The following is a 23,431-nucleotide window of genomic DNA, read 5'->3' as shown; positions in this document are numbered from 1 at the left end:
TTTAAATTAAATCGTAATTAATCTTTGACCCACAACTGAAGTAAGGAATCATAAGCGAGATCTTTCATGCTGTAATCTATCGGAATAATTTCTCCGAAACTCTGATAGGTCACTACTCTTGTACCCGACGGTTTATCATTCAGCATTGATTTTAAATACCGTGAATAATAGGCGTAGAGGCCGTAGGAAGTTTCTATATGATCATCAATAGCGTTCTCCTGGTCTAAATTTTCAAAGAAAGAATTATAGAAATAGAAATGGTCAAACTGATGAAAGTTAACCTGGGTGATATTGGCATGTATGAAACTGACATTATTAAGATCCAGGTATTTTTGTGTGGCTTGGGCGTAGTGCACCAGTTCATGCCGCTGTTCAACCCCGAAATAAAAAGAATCAGGATAAAAATGCGCCGCGGTTAAGCAAAATTTTCCTATGCCGCTACCAACATCCAGTACTTTGGCGCCTTTTACTGCTAAATATTCGGCGGCCTTTTTGGCGATGGCAATAGGTGTCCATTGTTTTTGTGATAACGACTGCAAATGCTCCGGGTAGAGCCAGTCAAATTCCGCATCATTGCGAAAAAAACAATCATTGGGATTTTTTTTCTTAAAAAGTGTCGTCGCGCGCTGCTGCTGTTCTTCGGAACGGGCGGGAAATGCTGAAAATGGGTATTGTGTTGGCACATGCAAATATATCCGCCATTACAGGCCGCTTTACCTGCAAGAAATCAATGATAAAGATGATATTTATCAGTTTTAGGTAGCAAGGTTTGGATAATTGAGGCAGGAATGATCCGACCGTAAACAAGTGCCTTCGCGACATTGTTGGCGAAGGCATCTTGTTCAGTTAAACCATATGGCCCGCCACCGGCAGCGGGGGGAGCTATCACATCTGCAGGTATGCCGAAAGCCGCCGCCATGATCTCATGGGCATACAATTCGAAGCGCGAATCATAGGCGCCTGCCGTCAGGATGGCTGCAGGCCGCATGCGCTTAACAAGTGTTTTAACGCCAACCCAGCCCGGGAGCCACATGCTCCAGGATTGAAGACAGCACATGCACGTTGTAATCAACACCTAAGGTGTTAGGTATAGTCAAAAGCACCGTATCTGCTTCCTGGATGGCTTCATCTTTTGATAGTTCGGCGATCAGCCGGTCCGGTTCGGCGGCGTAACTTCTGCCGAAGACCGCCCGCTTGTCCGCCTCTATATAACCGAAACTGTCTGCTCCTTTCCCTTGCTGGCCAAAATAAAGCCTGTCATGGTCGTTTACCAATGCAAAAATAGAACGGCTTACTGACACCCTTGGCTCGCGATCATGACCAGCCTTCTTCCACGCCTCTTTATACACCCTGATTTGCTCGGCCTGCTGCACATGGAAAGGCTTGCCGCTTTCATCGAACTTTAATGTGGAACTTTGCAGATGCATTCCCTGTTCGGCTGCCCAAACAGCCGTGGCGTTCGAAGCAGCGCCCCACCAAATGCGTTCCCGCAGTCCTTCTGAGTAGGGTTCTAAACGTAACAAGCCCGGCGGATTTGGAAACATAGGGTATGGGTTTGGCTCGGCGAAACCAACACCTTTTAACTTATCCAAAAACACCAGCGCTTTTTTACGCCCCATATCCGCATCGTTTTCGTCCTCAGCGGGCTCATATCCAAAATAACGCCAGCCCTCGATCACCTGCTCCGGAGAACCGCGGCTGATGCCCAGTTGTAACCGTCCGCCCGAGATCAGATCGGCGGCACCGGCGTCTTCAACCATATAAAGCGGGTTCTCATACCGCATATCGATAACACCTGTGCCGATCTCAATCCGACTTGTTTTTATACCGATAGCCGATAGTAAAGGAAAGGGAGATGCCAGTTGAGATGCGAAATGATGGACACGGAAATAAGCGCCGTCAAGGCCGATCTCTTCGGCAGCAACCGCCAAATCAATAGACTGCAGCAAGGTATCAGCCGCGGTACGCGTCTTATATGCAGGGTGGTCGGACCAGTGTCCGAATGATAAAAAGCCAATTTTCTTCATGCTAACAACAAATCTAAGGAATGAATCGCTGATTCGGCATCAGGGAAAAGTCAAGGTTTTAGTCCATGAACCGCGGGTTTTTATCCGCACCCATTTTGGATTGAGCGTATTTTGCGGTTTATTTGTTCCAAAAAACAGCATGGAAATCATACAGGTACCGGAAGTTACACGTCACCATTCCCACATTTCGGCTGGTGAGATCACTTTCGTGGATTATCATGATAAGGGCAGCGCTTTCCGTACGCGCGTTTTTTTTAGCCGGTGCGCGGTCAGCTTTGTACAAAACGGTCAAAAACAGATCTATCGCGCTGCCGAAAACACTGTTCTTACTCCGGGCTACGGCATGCTGATACCTGAAGGTAATTCAATTATTGCCGAGCACAGCAATAATGCCGAGCCCTATGGTAGTGTAATTGTCTTTTTTCCGCGCAGCATCGGGCAGGAATTCACGGTAAGCCGTCCCGGCAAGGGGGGAGCCAGCGCCGGTGATGCGCCGTATATTTATTTCAAGACCAACACTTATATCAATGAGTATGTGCGCAACATCAAATCCCTGATCGCCGGCAGGCAAAGCCTTTCTTATGAAATGGCCTTACTCAAGCTTACTGAATTGCTCACCGCTTTGCACGAGTTGGCGCCCGAACTTTTGACCAGCATGTTCTGCACCCCTGCAGATATATCCCTTAAAACTGTTGTTGAAAATAACCTGTTGGGCAGCCTTACACTCGATGAACTTGCCTTTCTGAGTAATCGGAGCGTGTCGTCATTTAAGCGTGACTTCGAAAGAGATTACGGGGTAGCTCCTCAAAAATACATCCGGGAGCGGAAACTGGAAATGGCATGTACCGAACTGCTAAAAGGCAAGTCGGCCAGCGAGCTCTACCTGGACTACGGTTATCAGCACGTGTCCAATTTCAACACGGCTTTCAAAAGGAAATATGGCGTAACTCCGGCAAATTACCGCAAAACGCCATAATTTGAGCTTATCTCAATATATTCTGAACTTTCCGCAACAATTACCTTATGCAATACGCAGGCATATTTGGGGCATGAAAAAATTCACCCTCTTTTGCGCCTTTGCAATCAGTTACTACTGCTCTTCAGCACAGACATTTACCCTTAAAAGTGCAGACCTTGGCGGTCAGTTTACCAATGAATTTGTGGCCGGCAACTTTGGCTGCAACGGACAAAATCATTCGCCGCAGCTCGGCTGGTCAAACGCGCCTGCAGGTACAAAAAGCTTCGCGGTTACCATGTATGACGCTGATGCACCTACCGGGAGCGGGTTCTGGCATTGGGTGATTGTCAATATCCCTCCGATTGTTACAGAACTGAAACGTGGAGCAGGTGACCCAAAAGCCAGCGCTGTGCCGGCCGGTAGTTTGCAAAGCATTAACGACACGGGCGCTGCCGGCTACCAGGGGCCCTGCCCTGGTGAAGGAGAAGCACCGCATCGCTACATCATCACGGTTTACGCATTGAATACAGATAAATTGGGTATTGCAACTGGCACGCCGGCTGCGTTATCAGGATACCTGCTTAACAAAGCGGCCCTGGCTAAAGCTTCCCTCGTGGTTTATTGCAAGCGATAACCTGGAAACACAACAGATATGAAAACGATATATATTGCAGGAGCGGGCGTCATAGGCCGCACGCTTGCGGTTATATTAAAGCATGCCGGTAAGAATGTGCTGTTGATCCGCGGAACTGTTGATGGCTTGCCGGGCACATCTGAAAGGATCAGGATTAACTTGCCCGACGGATCAGAAGTAAGTGAAAACATTGATGTAAAAACTTTCAGTCAAATAAAAACGATTGATGGTATCGTTGTCATCACCGCCAAATCATTTGCCAATAGCACTTTAGCGGCGAAGTTAGCTTTGAAGGGAGTCCATTATCCTGTCGTCCTTTTGCAGAATGGTCTGAATGTGGAGCAGCCATTTATCATGCTTGGTTTTACGCAGTTATATCGTTGCGTGTTGTTTGTGACGGGCCAGTTTACCTCCGAAAACGTGGTACGGTTCAAACCGGTAGCAACCTGCCCGGTAGGGGCGATCAATAGCAATGAGGAAAGTCTTGCAGCAGTCGTATCAGAAATAAACAGCCCTGCATTTTCCTTTAAACCAGAATTAAACATCCAGGCAGTGATCTGGAAAAAAGTGATCGTCAACTGCGTGTTCAACTCTGTGTGCCCTTTGCTGAGCATTGATAACGGTATTTTTCACCGTAATAATGAAGCGCTGGCAATCGGAAAACGAATAATTAAAGAGTGTATCCAGGTAGCTAACACTTATGGCGTATCCCTTCCGGAGGAAGAGGTAACCGAGACATTGCTTGCCATCAGCCGCTCATCCGATGGACAATTGATATCTACCCTGCAGGACATCAATGAACACCGCCCTACGGAAATTGCCACCCTCAACCTGGAGATCGCACGGATAGCCAAAGAGCTGGGCCTGGAAGATATGGTAAAAGAAACGCGCCTTTTAGGGGAACTGACAGCGATCAAATCAAGCTTAAGCCTGAATCGATAATTACCTTGCCTTATATCTATACTACAAACCGAAAGCAACTGACCCGGACAGTGTATTATTTTGCGCGGTTCAAGTGAGGGGCAAAATCTGCGGAGTTTTTGATAGTTGTCGTTTTATTTCGTGAGATACGCAAGGCAAGACAGCGGTTGATCCACCGGGTTTGCTCCAAAAGTGTTCGGAAGAAATAAAAAAAAGCGAGGATTGTGCGATTCCCTCCCCTGGGAGGGTGTAGAGAGGGGTTTCATTCACAGACTTATTCGCCTGAAATGACGTATATACCCCTCCCTGCCACCACGAAATCCAGCCGCCCCCCTCCCAGGGAAGGAATTAAAAATCTTCCGAACACTTCTGGGGTTTGCTTCGACAGACAGTTGGGGACGGTTACGGATACGCATTATATATCTTAGCAGGCTGTTTGAAAAAATCGAATTATGATAACTTAGCGGTTACAATCGTTATAAACCAGTCAAACGGAATACTTATTCATCCGCGCGCAAAGCTACCGATACCTGTTCCCGGAAAATAAAATAGAAGCACTATCGTCTATGAGATTTAAAACTCTTTTGATCTTCACTTCAGCGGCAATGGCGGCGGTCGTTACCACACCTTTGTTCGCTCAAAAAACAAAGCCAGGCAATACGCCTAAAATCGTTAACATTGTCAATTTTATCCGCGACATCGAACCACGTGATGCGGGTATCACCAAAGATGTCCTGTACCAAACCGTGGTGAACCAGATTGCGCTGATGAAGCAATATCACCTGGGCGGAACTTTTTTGTTACAGTACGATGCCCTGATCGATAAGCGCTACCAGGATTTGCTGAAAACACTTCCGAAAGATGAGTTTGAGATTGGGGGATGGTGGGAACTGCCGCAACCGCTGATTGAAAAAGCTGGGATCAAATGGCGGGGAAAATATGCCTGGGACTGGCATTCAGACATCGGTTTTTCTGTGGGTTACACGCCTGCCGAACGCGAAAAGATCATCGACGTTTATTTTGCTGATTTTAAAAGCATATTCGGGTATTATCCCAAATCCATTGCTTCATGGGTCATCGATGCGCATTCGCTGAACTACATGTGTGATAAATATAAGATTGTTGCCTCTGCCAACTGTAAAGACCAGGTAGGAACCGACGGCTTTACCCTTTGGGGCGGTTACTGGAACCAAGCCTATTACCCGAGCCGTTTAAACGCTTATATGCCTGCCCAGCATGCGGATAAGCAGTTGCCCGTGCCCGTATTCAGGATGCTGGGCAGCGACCCTATACGGCAATACGCCGATGGCAGCTCGGTAACCACGCTTGAGCCTGTTTACCCCCATGCTGGCGGAAATGAGCAGTGGATCAACTGGTTTTTACAAACTTTTGCCGATGACCCCTCGCTCGGTTACAATTATACGCAGGCTGGGCAGGAAAATTCATTCACCTGGGATGCCATGAAAAAAGGGCTGGAATGGCAGATGCCGGTAATTGCCCGTCTCCGCAAACAGGGCAAGGTTCGCGTAGAAACCATGGCACAGTCGGGCGAATGGTTTAAACATACCTACAAGGTAACCCCGGCTACTACTTTTACGGTAAGCAGGGATCTGGCAAACAGCGATAAAAAAACCGTTTGGTATAACAGCAGGTTTTACAGGACTAACCTGCTTTGGGAAAATGGAACGTTGCGGATAACAGATATCCACCTGTTTAACGAAACCGTGCCGGATAAATACCTGAATAACGTTACTACCGTTAATCAAAGTTTCTTTTACACGCTCCCGGTGGCAGATGGTTTTCAATGGGGAAAACGCGGCAAACCCGAGGGCTTTCGCCTGATGATGAACGACGGGGGCGGGGAGGTGCCGGTTCAGGGAGGAGATCCTGTTTTCACAAATCTGAATACGACGACGGCCCATGCTTCATGGCCTGTTGGTAAAGGTTCTTTCGAAATCAATATGAGCGAGAAATCCCTGACCATCACGGCGACGAACCATCCGGCCGGCGACTGGTTCCTGGACTTATGCATTGCGGAAGGTGCTAAAACCCCGTTTAAACAATTGACAGGCAACAGCGCCCTGTATGAATTTGATGGCCATACCTACCGGCTTGCTATGCAGCAGGGCACTCTGGAAAAAAGCGCCAATGGCAGTTTATACCGCATCAGGCCACAAGACCAGCGTGTTGTATTATTACTGGCAGATCAATAAAAGCTCTGCCGGTATACAGGCGGCATTTTGCTATTATAGTCAAATAGTAGGAATGCAAACAAAAATTGGTGAAGAGGGGCAACCAAAATCTTTTTTACAGGTCAATCAACAATTTAATAAAAGTAAAAATTGCATAAAGGGCTTAATAAAATGCCTGATTCGTACATAAGAAAGTCGGATTATGTTAATGAAAAATTAAAATACTATTTTAGATTTGACTGCCAGTGCGTTCTTAGCACCGAGAACCAATTTTAAATTTAGTTTAAGCATGAACAATTGGAAAACATTAACCGATGAGGAGTTGGTTGAGCGGTTAAATTTTTCTGACCATGCAGCATTTACAGAAATTTTTCACCGTTATCACGGGGCTTTATATTCATTTGCACTAAAACGGTGCCGCGAAGCAGAAATAGCAGAAGAACTGGTGCAGGACCTGTTTGTGAATTTATGGATTAAACGCGGGCAATTGTATATAAAGGCAACCCTGAGTGGATACCTGTATGTTGCGTTACGAAATTTGGTGTTGAATCATATTCAAAAGCAAATGCTTCGTGATAGGGCCACTGAAATTTTGCGTTTAGCGGCGCCTGTTCCGCAAACCGCCCCTGAGGAAATGCTGATAGTTAAAGAAATTGGGCAGGAGGTTGACCGGAATCTTCATTTACTCCCCGAAAAATGCAGAACTGTTTACGAACTCAGCCGGAAACAATACAAATCTAATAAGCAGATTGCCGCCGAGCTGGGTATTACCGAAAAAACGGTAGAAAATCATATGAACCGGGCACTCAGATTTTTGCGATTATCCCTCCACCAGTTGTTTACAATTGCTATTATATACTCCTTGCTCTATCTTAAAACTTTTTTTAAATAAAAATAAAATTCTTTTGGGTGCTACATAGGTTTTAACTGTCTTGGTTATTAAAAGGACAATTTTAAAACCATGCAACCTATTACACCGGAACTTATTGAGAAATACCTTGCAGGGAAATGTAATACTGACGAAGAGGCCACAGTACTCACGTGGTTTAATGCGCCGGAAAATGAACCGGATGCGTATGATCAGCTTTCGCCGGAGGCTAAACAGGCCTTACAGGACCGGTTGATATTGGGAATACGCGAGAAAATACGCTTGTCCGAACCTCCCGTAAAGAAATTTAATTATTATTGGGCCGGTGCAATAGCAGCCAGCATTTTGATTTTTATTACAATTGGCCTTTTATGGTACAAACAACCGGCGGCAAATAAATCAACGGTTAGTAATGATAATGTCAGGATTGTAAATACAGGGCAAAAGATAAAAAAAGTAACGCTGCCCGATGGTAGTACGGCCTGGCTTAGCCCAGGGACTATGGTTGCATACGACCGTGCATTTAATCGTGAATTCCGGACTGTTTCGCTTACCGGCGAGTCGTTTTTTGACGTGAAAAAAGATCACGCCCATCCATTTATTGTCCGGACAGCGCACATGTCAACTAAAGTTTGGGGAACCAGTTTTAGTGTAAAGGATAATGAACATGCGCTTCGCGCCGAAGTAGCAGTAGTTACCGGAAAAGTATCTGTCGCGATAGCTGATCGAAATAAAGACGTTGCAGATGTTATGCTCCATCCTCAGCAAAAGGCAGTTTGGCAGGTAACAGCAAAAAAGACTGATAAACTTGAAGTTAGCCTTGTAGAGAAGCACTCGGTATTGAAAATTTGGGGAAAAACCAGCCTTTCATTTAATGATGTGTCCCTTAGAGAAGCAGTTCGTGTACTTCAACAGCAATTTGATGTGATAATTATATTGCCCGACGGAGATCACGATCTTGCAGAAGCCAAGTTACAGGCTGACTTTAGCAATCAAAGCCTGCCCGAAATAATGGAAGTACTTGAAAAACTCCTCAACGTTAGCTATGTAACCGATGGGAAGAAGTTTGTGTTACAGAGAGCCATAACAACCAATTAACCAATTATTATTAACCCTAAAGTTAAATTATGAAGAAAGATTAACCTCAGCAAACACCACTTATGTAAAATGAAGAAAGCGTGTCGTTACCACGCTTTCTTCGGGCCCCGGCCGTGTCATTACACACCTTTCGTAGAGGTGCGGGGCTTTTTTGTCTCATTTTTTTACCAAATAAAACACACTAATGTATGAATATTAATTTACTAATATCGATCAACTGGTATAAAATTATGAAGTTATCCTGTTGCCAGATTTTGTTGGCCATCATATTTGCAGGTGTATCGGTAGCCGGCACCACGCGTGCGCAGGGAGTCCTGGACCGCAAGGTTGATATCGCCGCTGTTGATATGGATATGAAGTCTTTTCTTAATATGCTTTCAAAAAAAGCGGGAGTTAAGTTTGTCTATTTAAAAGAAACTTTAAGTAATCAACAAAAGGTTACGACTGCGGGAGGGCAGAAAGATTTAAAAGCAATATTGGAGCAGGTTTTTCTTGCTAATGGTATTGGTTTTGAACTCGTTAACAATCAAATTATCCTGACAAAACTCCGAACACCTGCCGACACCGGCTCACGAAATAGTGAAGATAAAAATGATGGACCGGAGATAATACAGGTAAAAGTTACCGGGCAGGTTACCGATGATAAGGGAGTAGTATTGCCGGGAGTTACCATTAAGGTAAAAGGAACCACTGTAGCAGCGGCAACCGATGGACAGGGTAATTATACGATAAATGCGCCCGATTATAACGCGACGTTAATTGTCAGTTATTTAGGCTACGTAACCCGTGAAGTAGCGATAAATGGCCAAAAAGTTGTCAATATTCAATTGCAGGAAGATAACAAGGCCCTTAACGAAGTAGTTGTTGTTGGTTACAGTACGCAGAGCAGGCATAAATTGACCAGTGCAGTAGTTACCGTTTCTGGCGATGAACTTAATAAAAGGGTCGCTACTTCACCCTCAACTTTACTGCAGGGTAAGTTGCCGGGTTTACAGGTTGTTCAGGGTTCCGGAGAGCCTGGAAATGAAAATGTTCAATTAACCATAAGGGGCGTCGGTACATTCAGCGGGGCAGGGTCCAATCCATTAATTATTGTTGATGGCCTTCCGGGAAGCCTTGATGTATTGAACGCCAATGATATCGAATCGATATCTGTATTAAAGGATGCTTCTTCGGCGGCCATTTACGGCTCCCGGGGTGCTAACGGTGTTATTGTAGTAAAAACTAAAAGAGGTAAGGCCGGTAGCCTGGCTATCCAGTATACATACAATCTGGGGGTCTCCAAGGCTACCAAACTCCCTGATATAATCACCAATTCGGCAACGTACATGCAATTGTCAAATGAGGCACGGACAAACTCCTCGCTCGCGCCCCTGTATACGCAGGCCCAGATAGATCTGTACCAAAACGCAACCGACAGGGTAAAATATCCGAATCATAACTGGTTGAATGATATTTTTCGAACAGCTTATACCCAAAACCATTATCTGAACATGAGCGGGGGTAAGGATAGTACAACGTATAGTGTTGGCGTCGGTATTACCAACCAGCCTGGCGTGATGCGGGGATTTGACTATTCGAAATATACGTTTTCACTGGGTTTAAACTCAAAGCTAAATAAACGGATCACTTTTGGATCGGATATCCAGATGCGGTACGGCAGAAAACTGACCCCTGAAAATGGCGCAAGTGATCAGTTTCTTTCGGCATTGGCCCAATCACCATTATATCCTGCCCAAAGTTCAGATGGCAGATGGATAAAAAAAGCATACTCCAACGAGCAGGGTAATAAAAATCCCGCGGCTATTGTAGGCGAGGATATCAGAACACGGGGTAATGATTATTATTTACAGGGTAACCTATCCCTGGATATCGATCTTTTTAAAGGTTTGCGTTGGGAAAATAAAGGAGGGTTTAATTATGGCTACTATAAATTCAATGATTTCAGGCCGGTAATTCCTACATATTATTATAGTGATATGTCTCCTGCGGGCAACCTTGATGATGGGTCGCCGGGTTTAAATGTGGGCAATTCAGACAATATTTATACGGTATATTATAGCCAGCTGACTTATAAAAAGAGCCTTGGGCTTCACAATTTTTCGGCATTTGCCGGTTATCAGCGGGAAAAAAATAATGCCAGTAACATCAACGCGTCCCGCACCCAGTATGTAACAAACTACCTGCGGGAACTGAATGCCGGGCCTTCTGACGGGCAAACCAATAACGGCACATCATCCGCATGGGCGATCAGCTCATTTTATGGCAGTGCCAATTATGATTATGCAGATAAATATTTACTGGGCGCTAACATCAGATACGATGGAACCTCCCGTTTGCCTTCAAACTCAAGGTATGGTACTTTCTATTCATTCTCCGGTGGCTGGCGAATTTCCAAAGAGAATTTCCTGAAGGATGTTTTGTGGTTAAATGACCTTAAAGTCCGGGGCTCGTGGGGACAGTTGGGTAATCAGAATATCGGAACTTATCCTTATCAATCAACTCTGTCGGGTGCCAATTATGCCTTTGGAGGCTCTGTTTCTTCAGGTTTCGTCGCCAATACGCTGGTTGATCCGAGCCTGACCTGGGAAACCACGCGGGTTGGAGATATTGGCCTTGATATGACCATTTTAAATAACAAACTTGTTTTGTCGGCAGATTATTTCAATAAATATACTTTTGATATTTTGAGAAGCTCGCAGGTGCCATTCTATATTGGTTTGAACGCGCCTACAATCAATGACGGGGCGCTTCGTAATAAAGGTTTCGAGTTTGCCCTGCAATATAACGACAGGATTGGAAGAGATTTCTCTTATACCGTAGGCGTAAATCTTCAAACCTACAAAAACAAGCTTGAAAGGTACGGATCAAAGGATATCAGCGACCACACCATCAGGCAAGAGGGACATGAACTGGATGCTTACTACATGTATGTGTGGGACGGGATATTCCAAAGTCAGCAGGAGATAGACAATTCGCCTAAACAGCCGGTTACACCTACTCCCGGCGACCTGAAGATCAAAGATGTTAACGGCGACGGTAAAATAGATGCCAATGACAGAACTTATGTGAGCGGCAGATTCCCTTCATATCAATATTCGGCCAATATCGGCGCTGCTTATAAGGGGTTTGATTTTAGCGCTCAGCTATATGGCTCCCAGGGCCAAAAGGCTTATGTTAATGGCTGGGGAATTGAGCCTTTCAGGCAAGGTTCTGTTCCAACAACAGATTGGCTAAATCGTTGGACTCCAACCAACCATACGAATACAATGCCTAAGATTTACGTGGCAGATGGTTATGCGGCGGTTCAAAATTATCCTTCTACTTATTTCTTAAAAGATGCCTCGTTCGTTCGTCTTAAAAGCTTACAACTGGGTTATAATTTCGCCTTACCTGTGCTAAAAAAGGTGTCGATAAAATCGCTGAGGGTTTTTGTAGCGGCTGACAACGTATTTACTATAAGTAAGTATCCGGGCCTTGATCCTGAACGGGTAGGGGACGGAACCTACGTTACTTATCCGCAAAACAGAACGATAACCTTTGGAGCTTCCATTAAACTTTAAAATTATTAAAGAAAACGATTATGAAACTTTATAATAAGTATATATACATACTGATGACGGTGGTAGTCATACTGGTATCTTGTAAGAAAAGTTCCCTTGACCTCAATCCACCGGATAAACTTTCTACTCAAAATTTTTGGAAGTCAGAAAGTGATGCCGACCTGGCATTAACAGGTTGTTACAATTTCTTATATGCACAGGGAGGGAGCTATTCCACATCGCAATATGAGGTGGTTGCATGGGATAATTTTAGTGACAATTCTTACGGGCAATATAACTATGGTGGCGGTACCAGTGCACTGTCATCTGGTTTATCTCCCGGCGTTTTTGATACTTATAATCTTTATCAATCGTCCTATTATGTTAATAATTATACTGCTATAGCCTCCATTAACTATTTTTTGGCAAACGTTGATAAAGTACTTACCGGCGATAAGCTTAAACAATACAAGGCTGAAGCCTATTTTTTGCGTGCCTTTAATTATTACTGGCTTGCTATATTATACGGAAATGTGATCATTACCACGGCCGATCCTTTTACGCTGGATTATAAAAAACACATGGCCAAATCTACCAGGGCCGATGTTTTGAAACAAGTAGAGGCAGACCTTGACCTGGCGATAGCTGGCTTACCGGATGTTGCCTATGGCAACGGACATGCTGTTAAAGCTACAGCCCAGGGTTACAAGGTAAGGGCATTGTTATTTGAGAAAAAATACGCCGATGCGGCCACGCTCGCCAATACCATTATCGCAGGCGGGAAATTTTCTTTAAACCCGTCTTATCCTTCAAATTTTTATAAACCTGCGCAGAACAGCAGCCCTGAAATCATGTTTTCGGTTAAATACCAACTGCCAAATCTCTCGCACCAGGATAATGGTATAAGTGTGCCCTTACAACGCTGGAAAGGAGAATTAGCAACCCAGGATTTGGTTAACGAGTACGAAGCTGCTGATGGCAAGGACACAACCTCATCTGCCGTTTATGTAAAGGGAAAACCGTTTGACAATCGCGATCCCCGGATGCGGATGACCCTGTTTTTTCCAGGTGATACCAAAGCGCAGGGGTGGCCATTTACAGGATCATATGCCGTGGCCCAGCCCGGAAAAGATTCATGGATAGTAGGTTACTATGCTGTAAAAAAATGGCTTGATCCAACACTTGTAGACCCTGACTATGGAGTAAAGGGTGATAATGACTTTGTTTTATTGCGTTATGCAGATGTATTACTGATGTATGCTGAAGCACAAAACGAGGCAGTAGGCCCGGATGCAAGCGCTTACAACGCAATTAACCTGGTTAGGAAAAGGGTTAATATGCCCGACCTGGCTGCCGGCCTATCACAGGCCCAGTTTAGAGAGAAAGTGCGTCATGAAAGAAGGGTTGAATTTGCCCTGGAGGGGATCCGTTATTTTGATTTGAGGAGATGGGGAATTGCTACGCAGAAGTTGAACGGCTTTGTGCAAAATCCTTTATTCCCCACTGTGAAAACCAAGTATGCCGATAACTATGATTTTTGGCCGATTCCGCAACCCGAAATTGACAGGAATTCGCCCGAACTGGTGCAAAATCCCGGTTATTAAATAATAAATAATTGTTAGACAGCGAGGCCGTATCAATTTATTTTGATACGGCCTCTTAATATAAACCTGTTTTTGCCAATAGATCACCATGATTATAATAGCTGTAACTGTGAAATAATTTCAGGATGGCCCAATTCGTTGATTGAGAAAATGACTTGGCAGATCGTTCGACAAAACCAGGAAAAGCCCGGATAAAAGCAAGAAAACCTTGGATGATGAGATTCCGCTGAGAAGCATTCTTACATGCCGATGCGGTTGCTGTTTTTTCAATTAGTTTATGATGGTTCCGTCTTCCATTTCAATAATTCTTTGGGTCTTACGCGCGAATTCACTATCATGTGTAACTACAAGTATCGTCTGTTGATAATTGGTAATCAATTCGTTAAAAATGTTAAAAACGATTTCAGTATTTTTTTTATCCAAATTACCGGTTGGCTCATCAGCCATGATGATTAGCGGATCATTGATCAATGCCCGTGCAATGGCTACCCTTTGCTTTTGCCCGCCAGATAATTGATTCGGCTTTTTTTTTGCTTCCGTTTCAACGCCTAATACTTTTAATTTTTCAAAAGCCCGGTGTTCAGTTTCTTCTGCGCTGTATTTTCCAAGCCTCAGGCCTGGGAGCATCACATTTTGGAGTACAGAGAATTCATTTAACAGGTAATGGAATTGAAATACGAAGCCTATTTTTTCGTTTCTTACCGAGGCCAGCTCCGGTTCGTTCTTTTGTTTCATACTGATATGATCAATCCTTAGGTCTCCTTCATAATCAGTGTCCATGGTTGAAAGGATATATAATAGTGTTGATTTGCCGCAGCCTGATTTTCCCATAATTGACGCGAATTCGCCTTTATGAAGCGAAAAATTAACATCCCTCAATACTTTTACCGCTTTGGGTTCATAAAAGGTTTTTGAGATGTTTAAAGCTTCTAATATTATTGAGTCCATGTTATTTCCCTCTTATAATGATTACAGGATCTACTTTACTTGCTTTTTTTGAGGGAAAATATCCCGCGAAATAGGTGGTTAGAAAAGAGAACAGACCAGCGATAAAATAAAAACCTATATTGAAATCAATGGGATAGGTTTTAATTGTAGGAAGCGCGGTTGTATTAAATGGGATGTGGTTTATGATAACAGATAAGATGAAACCCAGAATCAGCCCTGCCAGGCCGCCAAAAATACCTATGCCTAATGCAATTGTGCTAAATATGCGACTGACATCTTTGCCTGAAAATCCTGTGGCTTTTAATATTGCGATTGAATCGAGCTTTTCATAAATCATCATATTCAGAATGTTATATATCCCAAAACCTGCTACAATCAGTAAAGTTACCCCAACTGTGTAAGATATCAGCGAGCGGATAAAACTACCGGTATCAAATTGTGAATTGGCCGTTTGAATATCCATCGCATCTATATTAAATACCTGCCTGTAATAAGCTGCAATTTTCGGTGCTTCGCTGATGTTTTTTAATTTGACCTGGATGTCTGTGATATAATTGTTTGATTCGTTAAGTAATTTTTGAGTTGTTGCGATAGAGGTATAACTTTGCTTGTTGTCAATCTCTTCAAGACCGGATTGATAAATCCCTACTACTTTTAAAGGCACCTGGTTTCCATTAGCCGGAGTTACATGAATGATATCCCCGAGATGGACTATCATTTTTTTTGCGATGCCTTTTCCTAAAATAATACTGTTAGGAGTATTTTTCAGGTCAATGAATTTGCCCGCTATAATATAGTCCCCAAATAAAAAAAGTTCATTTTCCTTGTTCGGATCAATCCCGTTAATAAGCCCGGTGATATTAACCTGTCCCGTATTGTAGAATATTTGCGCGGTAATTAGCGGTGAAAGTCCCTGTACGCGCGGATCGAGTGCGATAGCCTTCATTATAGCCCTGCTATTGTAAATGCCCAGGCGCTTGTTCTGCGGCTTGACGGAGCTTACAAAGTTGTAACTGTGGCGATATGCGTTGGTAAGGTCCACCGGTTGATGCCGTGCGGCTGCAATTTCATTATACAATCTGATATGAGGAGTGCGGTTTATTACCAGCCCATCTAAAAGCTTGTTTAAGCCACCCATAAAACTCAATAGGGCAATAAACATTGTTATGCTAAAAGTTACACCGGTTGCGGCAACAATCGTCTGTCTTAAGTGGGCTAATAATAAAGCTACCGCGATGTTCCAGGTCAGCTTAAAATTCATGGTATCGGTTTTATTAGTTCATCATTTAACTGGAGACCGGAAATTACTTCTACTTGCAGGTAATCACTAAGACCTGTTTTTATTTTAAGTTTTTCACCGTTGCTTCTTATCACAACGGAATCATTGAGCAAGTAGCTTCTGGGGATAAGCAAAGCCTTTTTCCGGGTTTGGATAATTATATTCGCTTCCAAAGTAGTGTTAGGATACAATTTTAGCGGCGGGGTAGTAAAAATAGCTTCGACGCGAAATGTTTTGGTGTGTTCGTTCATTTCCGGATATATTTTGGTCACTCTGGCTTCAAATACCTTGCCTCTGTAACTATCCATTGTGACAAAAACGGTAAGCCCCGGATTTACTTTAACGATATCATATTCGTCCACTTGTAATTCAAGCAGGAAACGGTCGGCTTTGCCAATGAGGGCCAGCGGTGTTTGCGGGCTAACAGTTTCGCCTGGATTTTTGTAAAGGTTATATACTACTCCGTTTATATTGCTTTTAACAGTAAAGTCGCTTTCCTGTTGTTTGTTAATACTGAGATTATTTATGCTTTGCGCGGCGTTATAACGCAACTGTCTTTTCAATTCTGTGAAGTTAATTATGGCTGTTTGCAGAGCTGTTTTTGAATTGACTACTGCTAATTCACTTTCCTCAAGCTGTACTTTAGTACCGATCTGCTGCCCCCACAGTTCTTTTTGCCTGACCAACATTACTGAGTCGTTAAGCATCCTGGACCGGGCCTGATCAACCGCGATTGCCGCTGCGGCCAGTTTATCTTTATTTAGCCTGAAGTCGGCAAACGAAGCCGATATCATCGCGTTTTCAACATTTAGCTTTTGATTTTCTTTTTTAATAGATATTAAAGGAGTGCCAGCAGTAACATATTGACCTTCAGTTACAAATTGTTCCTGAATAATACCGCTAACTGAGGCAAAAGCTTGATATTGATCCTTGCTTTTAATTATGCCGGACGCATATACGGACTCTGATATGGAAGCAACTACCGGGCTTATTTTATCGCTTTTTAATTGACAGGAAAAGCTGAACAGAAACGTGGATGCAGTAATTATCGCTTTTACAATATTTATCTGATGGTTTGTTATATTATCAGTAATACTAAAGCCCCTAACAATTTTCATATCGCTAATGTCATCACTCTTAAGTACTTTAAGTTTGATAAATATCAGGATGAATAGTGACGGTGCTCACGCCAATTTGGTGGCAGGCATAATTTTATGATCTGCATCAACAAGTTATTTGATGTGTGTCATTCTTTTTGCTGGGTCTTATTCAAAACTTTACACAATATCAATGTAGCCATGGGCCGCACTGAAGAAGATTTGGATACTCACAAAATATTGCAATGAAAAAGTCGGTTCTTTTGTTATTCACTTTCAGTTCGTTTTTTCTGGTTAATGTATTTGCCCAGGAAAAGAAGGGGATTACCAATAACGTAATTAACGAACAGCTCAAAAGTGCTGCTACGTCGCAACAATTACATTACCCACAAAGCGTTACCCGGTTTTATCGGCAAAACAATTACCTTCCGGTATGGACTAACCCGCAATCACGTCAAAACACCGGGAATGCAATGGTGCTTTTAGATTGTGTGTTACAATACGGATTATCGCATGATGATTTTCATCCTAAAGAGCTTCAGTTTGATATGCTCCGCGATATTTTGGAAAATCCAGGTTCGGTTAGTGACTCCTTAAAGGCACAGTTTGATGTTTTGCTTACAGATGCTGTCATTACCATGCTGAACTATTTGCATTATGGAAAGCTCAATCCTGACTACGGATCCGACAGGGTAGATCATGGCATGGATGTACCATTTCATGCAGAAGCTAAACTGCAGGACATTATACATTCGCAGGAGTTTACGAAGTCTGTTTTGGAGGTACAACCTAATGCAAAACTCTATACCGCTTTTCAGGAAATGCTGCACATAATCAGAGGACAAGCTCCGGATGATTGCTATGGAACCCCAGGGAATGATGTAATGAAAATCGCCGTCAACATGGAAAGAATCAGGTGGGCAAACGTTGATGACGGGGAAAAATATATACAAATCAATATCCCTACCTACGAGCTGACATTTCATTTGCCGGATACATTGGTGGTATTTAAAGCTATTGTCGGGACGCCACAAACTCCCAGCCCGACTTTGCAGAGCCAAATCACCTATTTTACTTCTTTTCCAGACTGGCTTGTTCCTGACCGGATATTTATCCGCGACATCCTCCCGAAAGCAATAGCTGATAGTTTATTCCTTGACCGGCTTCAGATCAGTATTTATAATAAGGCTGGTCAATTAAAAGATATCACTAACGCCCAACTTAAGAGCATATTGACTTCGCCCCAGGGCTATTACGCTAAACAGGCGCCCGGCTGCGATAACACCCTGGGATCGCTGGTTTTTCATTTTCAAAATGTGTACAACATATACTTAAACCAAATTGCTGATCAAAAGCTGTTTGAAAAAGATAAACGTGATTTAAGTAATGGTTGTATCTGGTTAGATGATGCTGCCGGGCTCGCCGCGTTATTGCTCAAATATGACGCTTCAGAGCAAAGCGACAAATTGTTTAAAATTCTTAAAAAATCAAAGACACATAATTTCGTGCTTAATAAACCTGTTCCTATAAAAATCACTTACCTGACATGTGACATAAAAAAAGGTGAATTAATCAGGTTTGAGGATATCTATAATATGGACACAAGCCTGGAATTGGCTATTTACAGCAAGCTTCAACGCAATACGAGCATAAGATAAGCTTCATTTTGCGCGAAAGTTGTTAAATCAAATTTTAAACCTTTAACTTATAAGCGGCCACTACTACCAGCGTCAAAACATAGTAGGTGATCAGAAAATTCATCATTTGGTGTATGGGAATAATATAATTTTCTGATATTCAAGACCATGAAAGGTAATCAACAGAAAAAAAAGAACCGCTTTTTGAGATTTTTTTCAATTTTAGGCCCGGGCCTTACTACTGGTGCTGCTGATGATGACCCCTCTGGCATTGCTACTTATTCGCAAACCGGCGCACAGTTTGGCTACAATCAGCTGTGGACAGCGCTATATATGTTACCTTTTATGATTGCCGTTCAGGAAGCTTGCGCACGTATCGGCATGGTAGCAGGTAAAGGCCTATCAGCTGTAATTAAGGAACATTACAGCAAAACTGTTTTATATGCAGTTGTCGGGCTCGTATTAGTGGCCAATACAATCAATATCGGGGCCGATATAGGAGCTATGGCAGCTGCGGCCCAATTACTTATCCCAGCCCCGTTTGTTGCATTAACCTTGTTTTTTACATTGTTGACCCTTGTTCTGGAGGTTTTTACTTCTTATCATTCTTACGCCAGGATACTAAAATGGCTTGCAGTAACTTTATTGGCATATCCCATAACTTTGTTTATTGTACACCAGCCATGGCTTACCGTTCTGAAAGCAACTGTTATACCTCATTTTGAGTTAAATTTTAGTTTTCTATTTATCATAACGGGGGTTTTGGGAACCACAATTTCTCCATATATGTTTTTTTGGGAGGCCTCACAGGAAGTGGAGGAGCAGAAAGAAAAGGAGAGGATTTCGCGGCATAAACCCAGGCCCGGTTGGATGCAAATAAAAAAAATGCGTATTGATAACACTATCGGCATGATATTTTCAGAATTCACTGCCTGGAGTATTATTGTAGTTGCTGCAACCGTTTTGCACAATAGCGGTGTAACTGACATAAAAAGTGCGTCTGATGCGGCAAGGGCGATAGAGCCGCTGGTGCATACCTTTCCTAACGCCGGATTTTTAGCCAAATTAATTTTTTCTACCGGCATTATAGGCCTTGGTTTATTGGCTGTCCCGGTACTTTCCGGCTCGGTAGGATATGCCGCTTGTGAGGCCTTTAACTGGAAGGCAGGGCTTAATTTAAAATTGAAAAAGGCGCGCTCTTTTTATGCTGTCATATGCATTGCCACTTTAATTGGATTACTAATCAATTATATTGGCATCGATCCGGTTAAGGCATTAGTTTATGCGGCGGTATTAAATGGGATAGCAGCGGTACCACTATTGTTCCTGATTGCCAGGATCTCCTCTAACCCCAAAATCATGGGAGAGTACAATAGCAAGTTTATTTCCAAATTGATGCTTTGGAGCAGTTTTGCTGCCATGGGGGCAGCTGCAATAGCTTTGTGTTATACATTGTATTAGCACGGGATTTGGCCCCTTTAATTTAATGATTTAAATTACACAATATACTGTGCTGTGATTTCTGTCAGCAAGATCATTGATTCTCGTCATGAATAACAGGGGAGTGGTACTCATAAAAGCTTTATGTATCTCGTTTCGGGTTAAGAATCGACTGACGCTATTGTCGGCTTTGATATAATTGACGGTTCAGAGATGACCATTGTCATTTTTGCATTAGCTCCGGTTCGGTAACTTGTATAACCAAATCAAATTACCGCCATGAACGGAATTATTATTTATCAGGGCAAATATGGTGCAACCAGGCAGTATGCGCATTGGCTTGGAGAAACATTGCAGATGCCGGTATCAAAAGTAGAGAATGTAACACCTGCAGTTTTAGCCCTTTATGATACCATTATTATAGGCAGCTCAGTTTATATCGGCCGGCTGGTACTACGCGATTGGTTAAAGGAAAATGACATCAGGCTAAAAGACAAAAAGCTTTTCATTTTTATTGTTTGCAGCTTCGCAGTTAATGACATGACGCAACAATTGGAGATAATAAAAAATAATCTTGGTGCCAAAATCAAAGATGTTGCCGAAATATTTTTCCTGCCCGGCAGGTGTGTCGTTTCCGGACTGTCGTGGAAAGACCGGCTTATGCTAAAATTGGGCGCCTGGATTGAAAAAGATCCTGAAAAGAAATCGGTGATGCGTAATGGGTTTGATCATCTTGAGCGGAGCAACCTCAAACCTCTCATCGAAAATATTCACCGTATGGCTGATGACTATTGATGGCGCGATAAGAAAGAAGCGTTATTATGATCAACTGGTGTTTAAAGCAAGAAGCGAAGAACTCGCGTTCATTCATTCGCATGAAGTTCGCCGTCATCTTTCCAATATCATGGGCATTATTGGACTAATAAAGGACGCTGATGACCGTCAAACGGAATTTGAGAGTTCGGTGAGCTATTTGATTGCTTCCGCAGACAATCTTAATAACGCTATAGGACACATTTCTGAAAAATTGGATATCTGAAAAACGGTTTTTAAAGGTAATTGAGTTGGTGTTTAAGCAAAGTATCGAATATCAATATAAGCTTGCTGCCATTAGAAATTCTGAATCTTTTCGAAAAAACCACGCAGGCGCTCGCAAGCTTAATTTTTTTAAACAACTCGCGATAATATTGATAAGCCAGATAGACGCCCCGGCGGGAAGATTTTGGTAGCTTTCGGATGTCCTTCAACGCTTCATTGAAGTCTTTTTCAATTTCTTGTTCTATCTTTTTTTTATCTGTTTCGGAAAAATGCTTAAGGTCAATCCCCGGAAAGTAGCTTCTGTTGAGCTGAAGGTAGTCCGCACCGATATCTCTCAGAAAATTAACCTTTTGAAAGGCCGCACCTAAGCGCATGGCTCCCGGCTTAAGAGCTTCGTAACGTTCCTTATTGCCGTTTGTGAACACATATAAGCACATCAGGCCAACCACTTCTGCAGATCCAAGGATATATTCCTCAAATTTTTGTTGATCATAAAGCTGGTCGTCCAGGTCCATTTCCATGCTATGCAGAAATTGGTTAATCAATTGGTGATCTATACGATATTTATTAACTGTTTCCTGGAAAGCGTTAAGAATGGGATTCAGGCTGATACCCAGTTCTATTGCTTCAAAGCAATCCTTTCTAAATTTATTTAGTAATTCACGCTTGTCATAATTATGAAAGCTGTCTACGATTTCGTCAGTAAGCCTGACAAAGCCATAGATAGCATAAATTGGCTGATGCAATTCTTTATCAAGAAAATTGATGCCCAGAAAAAAGCTGGTACTGTACCTGCGCGTTGCCAGTTTACTGCATTCCGCAGAAAGGCGGTCAAATTTTTCTTTCATCGATTAGGTTTTTCAGAGAGTTTAATAATTGATGTATTGAAACATTACCGGAAACGCTGGCTGGCGGAACACCCGCAAAAAAGAGGTACGCCGCGGCGCTTAATCCCGCAATGTCAGTGCCTGGTATCGCGTACCTTTTTCGTTCCTTTTTGCTCATATAACCGGCGCGATTATTTGTTCAAAATCCGGAAGCGTTTCCAACCAATACACATTTTTCGGGAAGTGAACGCTATTTATGACTTGCTTGTTGCCAGATAAGTATATTTTAACAGATTTGAAAGTAGACGCGAGCTGGTCAATATATGCCTGTGCATTAGCAATTGGCCTTACACGCGTCATAAAAAAAAGAAGGTTGTGAGGTTGCGTACTTTCAAGCGCATGGTTTAAAGCCGACATGGGCACCTTCGGACCTAAATAAATCACCCGATGGCCGGCAGTCCGCAACATATAGCTTGCAAGGAGGAGGCCAATATCATGATCTTCGTCTTCCGGTAAAAATAGCAGCCATAACGGTTTGCTATTTTGCTGTTGCTCCATACAATCATTGATTGCAGAAAATAGCTTTTGCCTGATAATGGACGAAAGAAAATGCTCCTGTGATGGGCAAAGCGAATTGTTTAGCCACATTAAACCAGCACGTACTAACATGGGGTATATCACGAATTTATATGTCCCTAAAACTCCATTCTGCTCGAACGATTTGGTTATAAGCTCGTTTACTGCATACTCATGAAAAATTAATGCATTGCTGATGATCTGAGAAATGAAATACTCATGCTTATGCCGCGCGGGCCGGGTTTTATCTATTTCAGTCTGGAGTAGTTTGTTCATTTCCTCCCGGCTTAACGCGCAGGCTTTAGAAATTTTGTAGCCCGCGTGGTAAAGTCCGGCTATGTTCAATAATTTCTTTAGCTGGTCATCATTATAAAAGCGCGTATTTCCGGCTGTCCTTGAAGGCGTAAATGCTTGGTACCTCCTTTCCCAAATACGGATATTATGGGCGGAAACACCTGACAATTGCTCAAGATCAGAAATGGAATAACTCATTTTGTCTAAATTTTTCTATTTCAAATTTAGACAAAAAAATGAATTAACAAATGTTTCTTTATGAAGTATGCCAATTCCTTAGGCGCAAGTATTGCAGGGTTGTTAAGCACGGAAAAAAACGGAGGTGTGTCTCGTCCTAAAAAAAGTTTACAGTTTAACTGCTAAATCCTGTTATACGTTTACAATATTAATTAATCCTAAAATAGGTTTACAAAATCACATTTTGAGGTTTATAATAACTTTTCCATGTTCG

At 42.9% G+C, this 23,431-nt stretch carries 20 protein-coding genes; 12 read left to right on the top strand and 8 right to left on the bottom strand.

Annotated features, from left to right (window positions below; genetic code table 11):
* Window positions 1–17 precede the first annotated feature (17 nt).
* From IEX80_RS06700 to IEX80_RS06690, 3 genes are read right to left on the bottom strand one after another with little or no spacing between them, the layout of a single operon-like run.
* Complete coding sequence (locus IEX80_RS06700; RefSeq protein WP_188832442.1) at window positions 18–683, bottom strand: class I SAM-dependent methyltransferase; 666 nt, start codon at window positions 681–683, stop codon at window positions 18–20.
* A gap of 44 nt (window positions 684–727) precedes the next feature.
* Window positions 728–988, bottom strand: a complete 261-nt coding sequence (locus IEX80_RS06695) for a hypothetical protein (RefSeq protein ID WP_188832441.1) — start codon at window positions 986–988, stop codon at window positions 728–730.
* A 16-nt stretch (window positions 989–1,004) separates the two neighbouring features.
* Window positions 1,005–2,027 (bottom strand): LLM class flavin-dependent oxidoreductase, encoded by a 1,023-nt coding sequence (locus IEX80_RS06690; RefSeq protein WP_188832440.1) that lies wholly within the window; start codon window positions 2,025–2,027, stop codon window positions 1,005–1,007.
* A 139-nt stretch (window positions 2,028–2,166) separates the two neighbouring features.
* Here IEX80_RS06690 and IEX80_RS06685 point away from each other — a divergent pair, with 139 nt between their 5' ends.
* The 8 genes from IEX80_RS06685 (at window position 2,167) to IEX80_RS06650 (ending at window position 13,844) form a co-directional block, all read left to right on the top strand.
* The gene (locus IEX80_RS06685; protein WP_188832439.1) at window positions 2,167–3,003 is read left to right on the top strand and encodes a helix-turn-helix domain-containing protein; all 837 of its coding nucleotides are present in this window, start codon (window positions 2,167–2,169) and stop codon (window positions 3,001–3,003) included.
* A 73-nt stretch (window positions 3,004–3,076) separates the two neighbouring features.
* Entirely contained in the window at window positions 3,077–3,619 is a 543-nt protein-coding gene (locus tag IEX80_RS06680) for a YbhB/YbcL family Raf kinase inhibitor-like protein (RefSeq protein WP_188832438.1), read from the top strand.
* 18 nt (window positions 3,620–3,637) lie between these two features.
* Complete coding sequence (locus tag IEX80_RS06675; protein WP_188832437.1) at window positions 3,638–4,561, top strand: ketopantoate reductase family protein; 924 nt, start codon at window positions 3,638–3,640, stop codon at window positions 4,559–4,561.
* A gap of 545 nt (window positions 4,562–5,106) precedes the next feature.
* Window positions 5,107–6,753, top strand: a complete 1,647-nt coding sequence (locus IEX80_RS06670; protein ID WP_188832436.1) for a hypothetical protein — start codon at window positions 5,107–5,109, stop codon at window positions 6,751–6,753.
* A 268-nt stretch (window positions 6,754–7,021) separates the two neighbouring features.
* Window positions 7,022–7,624, top strand: coding sequence for an RNA polymerase sigma-70 factor (locus IEX80_RS06665; RefSeq protein ID WP_090526084.1), 603 nt, complete (start codon window positions 7,022–7,024; stop codon window positions 7,622–7,624).
* 69 nt (window positions 7,625–7,693) lie between these two features.
* A complete protein-coding gene (locus IEX80_RS06660; RefSeq protein ID WP_188832435.1) occupies window positions 7,694–8,698 on the top strand; it encodes a FecR family protein in 1,005 nt (334 codons plus the stop codon).
* Between the two features lie 230 nt (window positions 8,699–8,928).
* Window positions 8,929–12,261, top strand: a complete 3,333-nt coding sequence (locus IEX80_RS06655; RefSeq protein ID WP_188832434.1) for a TonB-dependent receptor — start codon at window positions 8,929–8,931, stop codon at window positions 12,259–12,261.
* 20 nt (window positions 12,262–12,281) lie between these two features.
* Complete coding sequence (locus IEX80_RS06650) at window positions 12,282–13,844, top strand: RagB/SusD family nutrient uptake outer membrane protein (RefSeq protein ID WP_090526081.1); 1,563 nt, start codon at window positions 12,282–12,284, stop codon at window positions 13,842–13,844.
* A gap of 270 nt (window positions 13,845–14,114) precedes the next feature.
* Here the strand turns inward: IEX80_RS06650 and IEX80_RS06645 are convergent, their stop codons facing one another.
* Genes IEX80_RS06645 through IEX80_RS06635 form a run of 3 tightly spaced genes read right to left on the bottom strand, consistent with a single transcriptional unit; the run spans window position 14,115 to window position 17,189 of the window.
* Entirely contained in the window at window positions 14,115–14,792 is a 678-nt protein-coding gene (locus IEX80_RS06645) for an ABC transporter ATP-binding protein (protein WP_090526080.1), read from the bottom strand.
* 1 nt (window position 14,793) lies between these two features.
* Entirely contained in the window at window positions 14,794–16,053 is a 1,260-nt protein-coding gene (locus tag IEX80_RS06640) for an ABC transporter permease (RefSeq protein ID WP_090526079.1), read from the bottom strand.
* Complete coding sequence (locus IEX80_RS06635) at window positions 16,050–17,189, bottom strand: efflux RND transporter periplasmic adaptor subunit (RefSeq protein WP_090526078.1); 1,140 nt, start codon at window positions 17,187–17,189, stop codon at window positions 16,050–16,052. Before IEX80_RS06635 ends, IEX80_RS06640 begins: the two co-directional genes overlap by 4 nt.
* A gap of 224 nt (window positions 17,190–17,413) precedes the next feature.
* Between IEX80_RS06635 and IEX80_RS06630 the strand changes: the two genes are divergently transcribed.
* The 4 genes from IEX80_RS06630 to IEX80_RS06615 all read left to right on the top strand — a co-directional run bounded on the left by IEX80_RS06630 (window position 17,414) and on the right by IEX80_RS06615 (window position 21,284).
* Window positions 17,414–18,826, top strand: coding sequence for a L,D-transpeptidase scaffold domain-containing protein (locus IEX80_RS06630; protein WP_188832433.1), 1,413 nt, complete (start codon window positions 17,414–17,416; stop codon window positions 18,824–18,826).
* 147 nt (window positions 18,827–18,973) lie between these two features.
* Window positions 18,974–20,266 (top strand): NRAMP family divalent metal transporter, encoded by a 1,293-nt coding sequence (locus IEX80_RS06625; protein WP_188832432.1) that lies wholly within the window; start codon window positions 18,974–18,976, stop codon window positions 20,264–20,266.
* Window positions 20,267–20,524: 258 nt separating this feature from the next.
* Complete coding sequence (locus tag IEX80_RS06620; protein WP_188832431.1) at window positions 20,525–21,040, top strand: flavodoxin domain-containing protein; 516 nt, start codon at window positions 20,525–20,527, stop codon at window positions 21,038–21,040.
* Complete coding sequence (locus tag IEX80_RS06615) at window positions 21,030–21,284, top strand: hypothetical protein (RefSeq protein ID WP_188832430.1); 255 nt, start codon at window positions 21,030–21,032, stop codon at window positions 21,282–21,284. The genes IEX80_RS06620 and IEX80_RS06615 overlap by 11 nt, the downstream gene beginning before the upstream one ends.
* A 10-nt stretch (window positions 21,285–21,294) precedes the next feature.
* Here the strand turns inward: IEX80_RS06615 and IEX80_RS06610 are convergent, their stop codons facing one another.
* Together IEX80_RS06610 and IEX80_RS06605 are read right to left on the bottom strand one after the other, a co-directional pair.
* A complete protein-coding gene (locus IEX80_RS06610; protein WP_188832429.1) occupies window positions 21,295–22,131 on the bottom strand; it encodes a phytoene/squalene synthase family protein in 837 nt (278 codons plus the stop codon).
* A 153-nt stretch (window positions 22,132–22,284) separates the two neighbouring features.
* Entirely contained in the window at window positions 22,285–23,178 is an 894-nt protein-coding gene (locus tag IEX80_RS06605) for a MerR family transcriptional regulator (protein WP_188832428.1), read from the bottom strand.
* Window positions 23,179–23,431: the final 253 nt, after the last annotated feature.

Source organism: Mucilaginibacter rubeus (assembly GCF_014643835.1).
GTDB classification, from domain to species: Bacteria; Bacteroidota; Bacteroidia; order Sphingobacteriales; family Sphingobacteriaceae; genus Mucilaginibacter; species Mucilaginibacter rubeus.
This window is presented reverse-complemented; position numbering and strand designations above follow the sequence as displayed.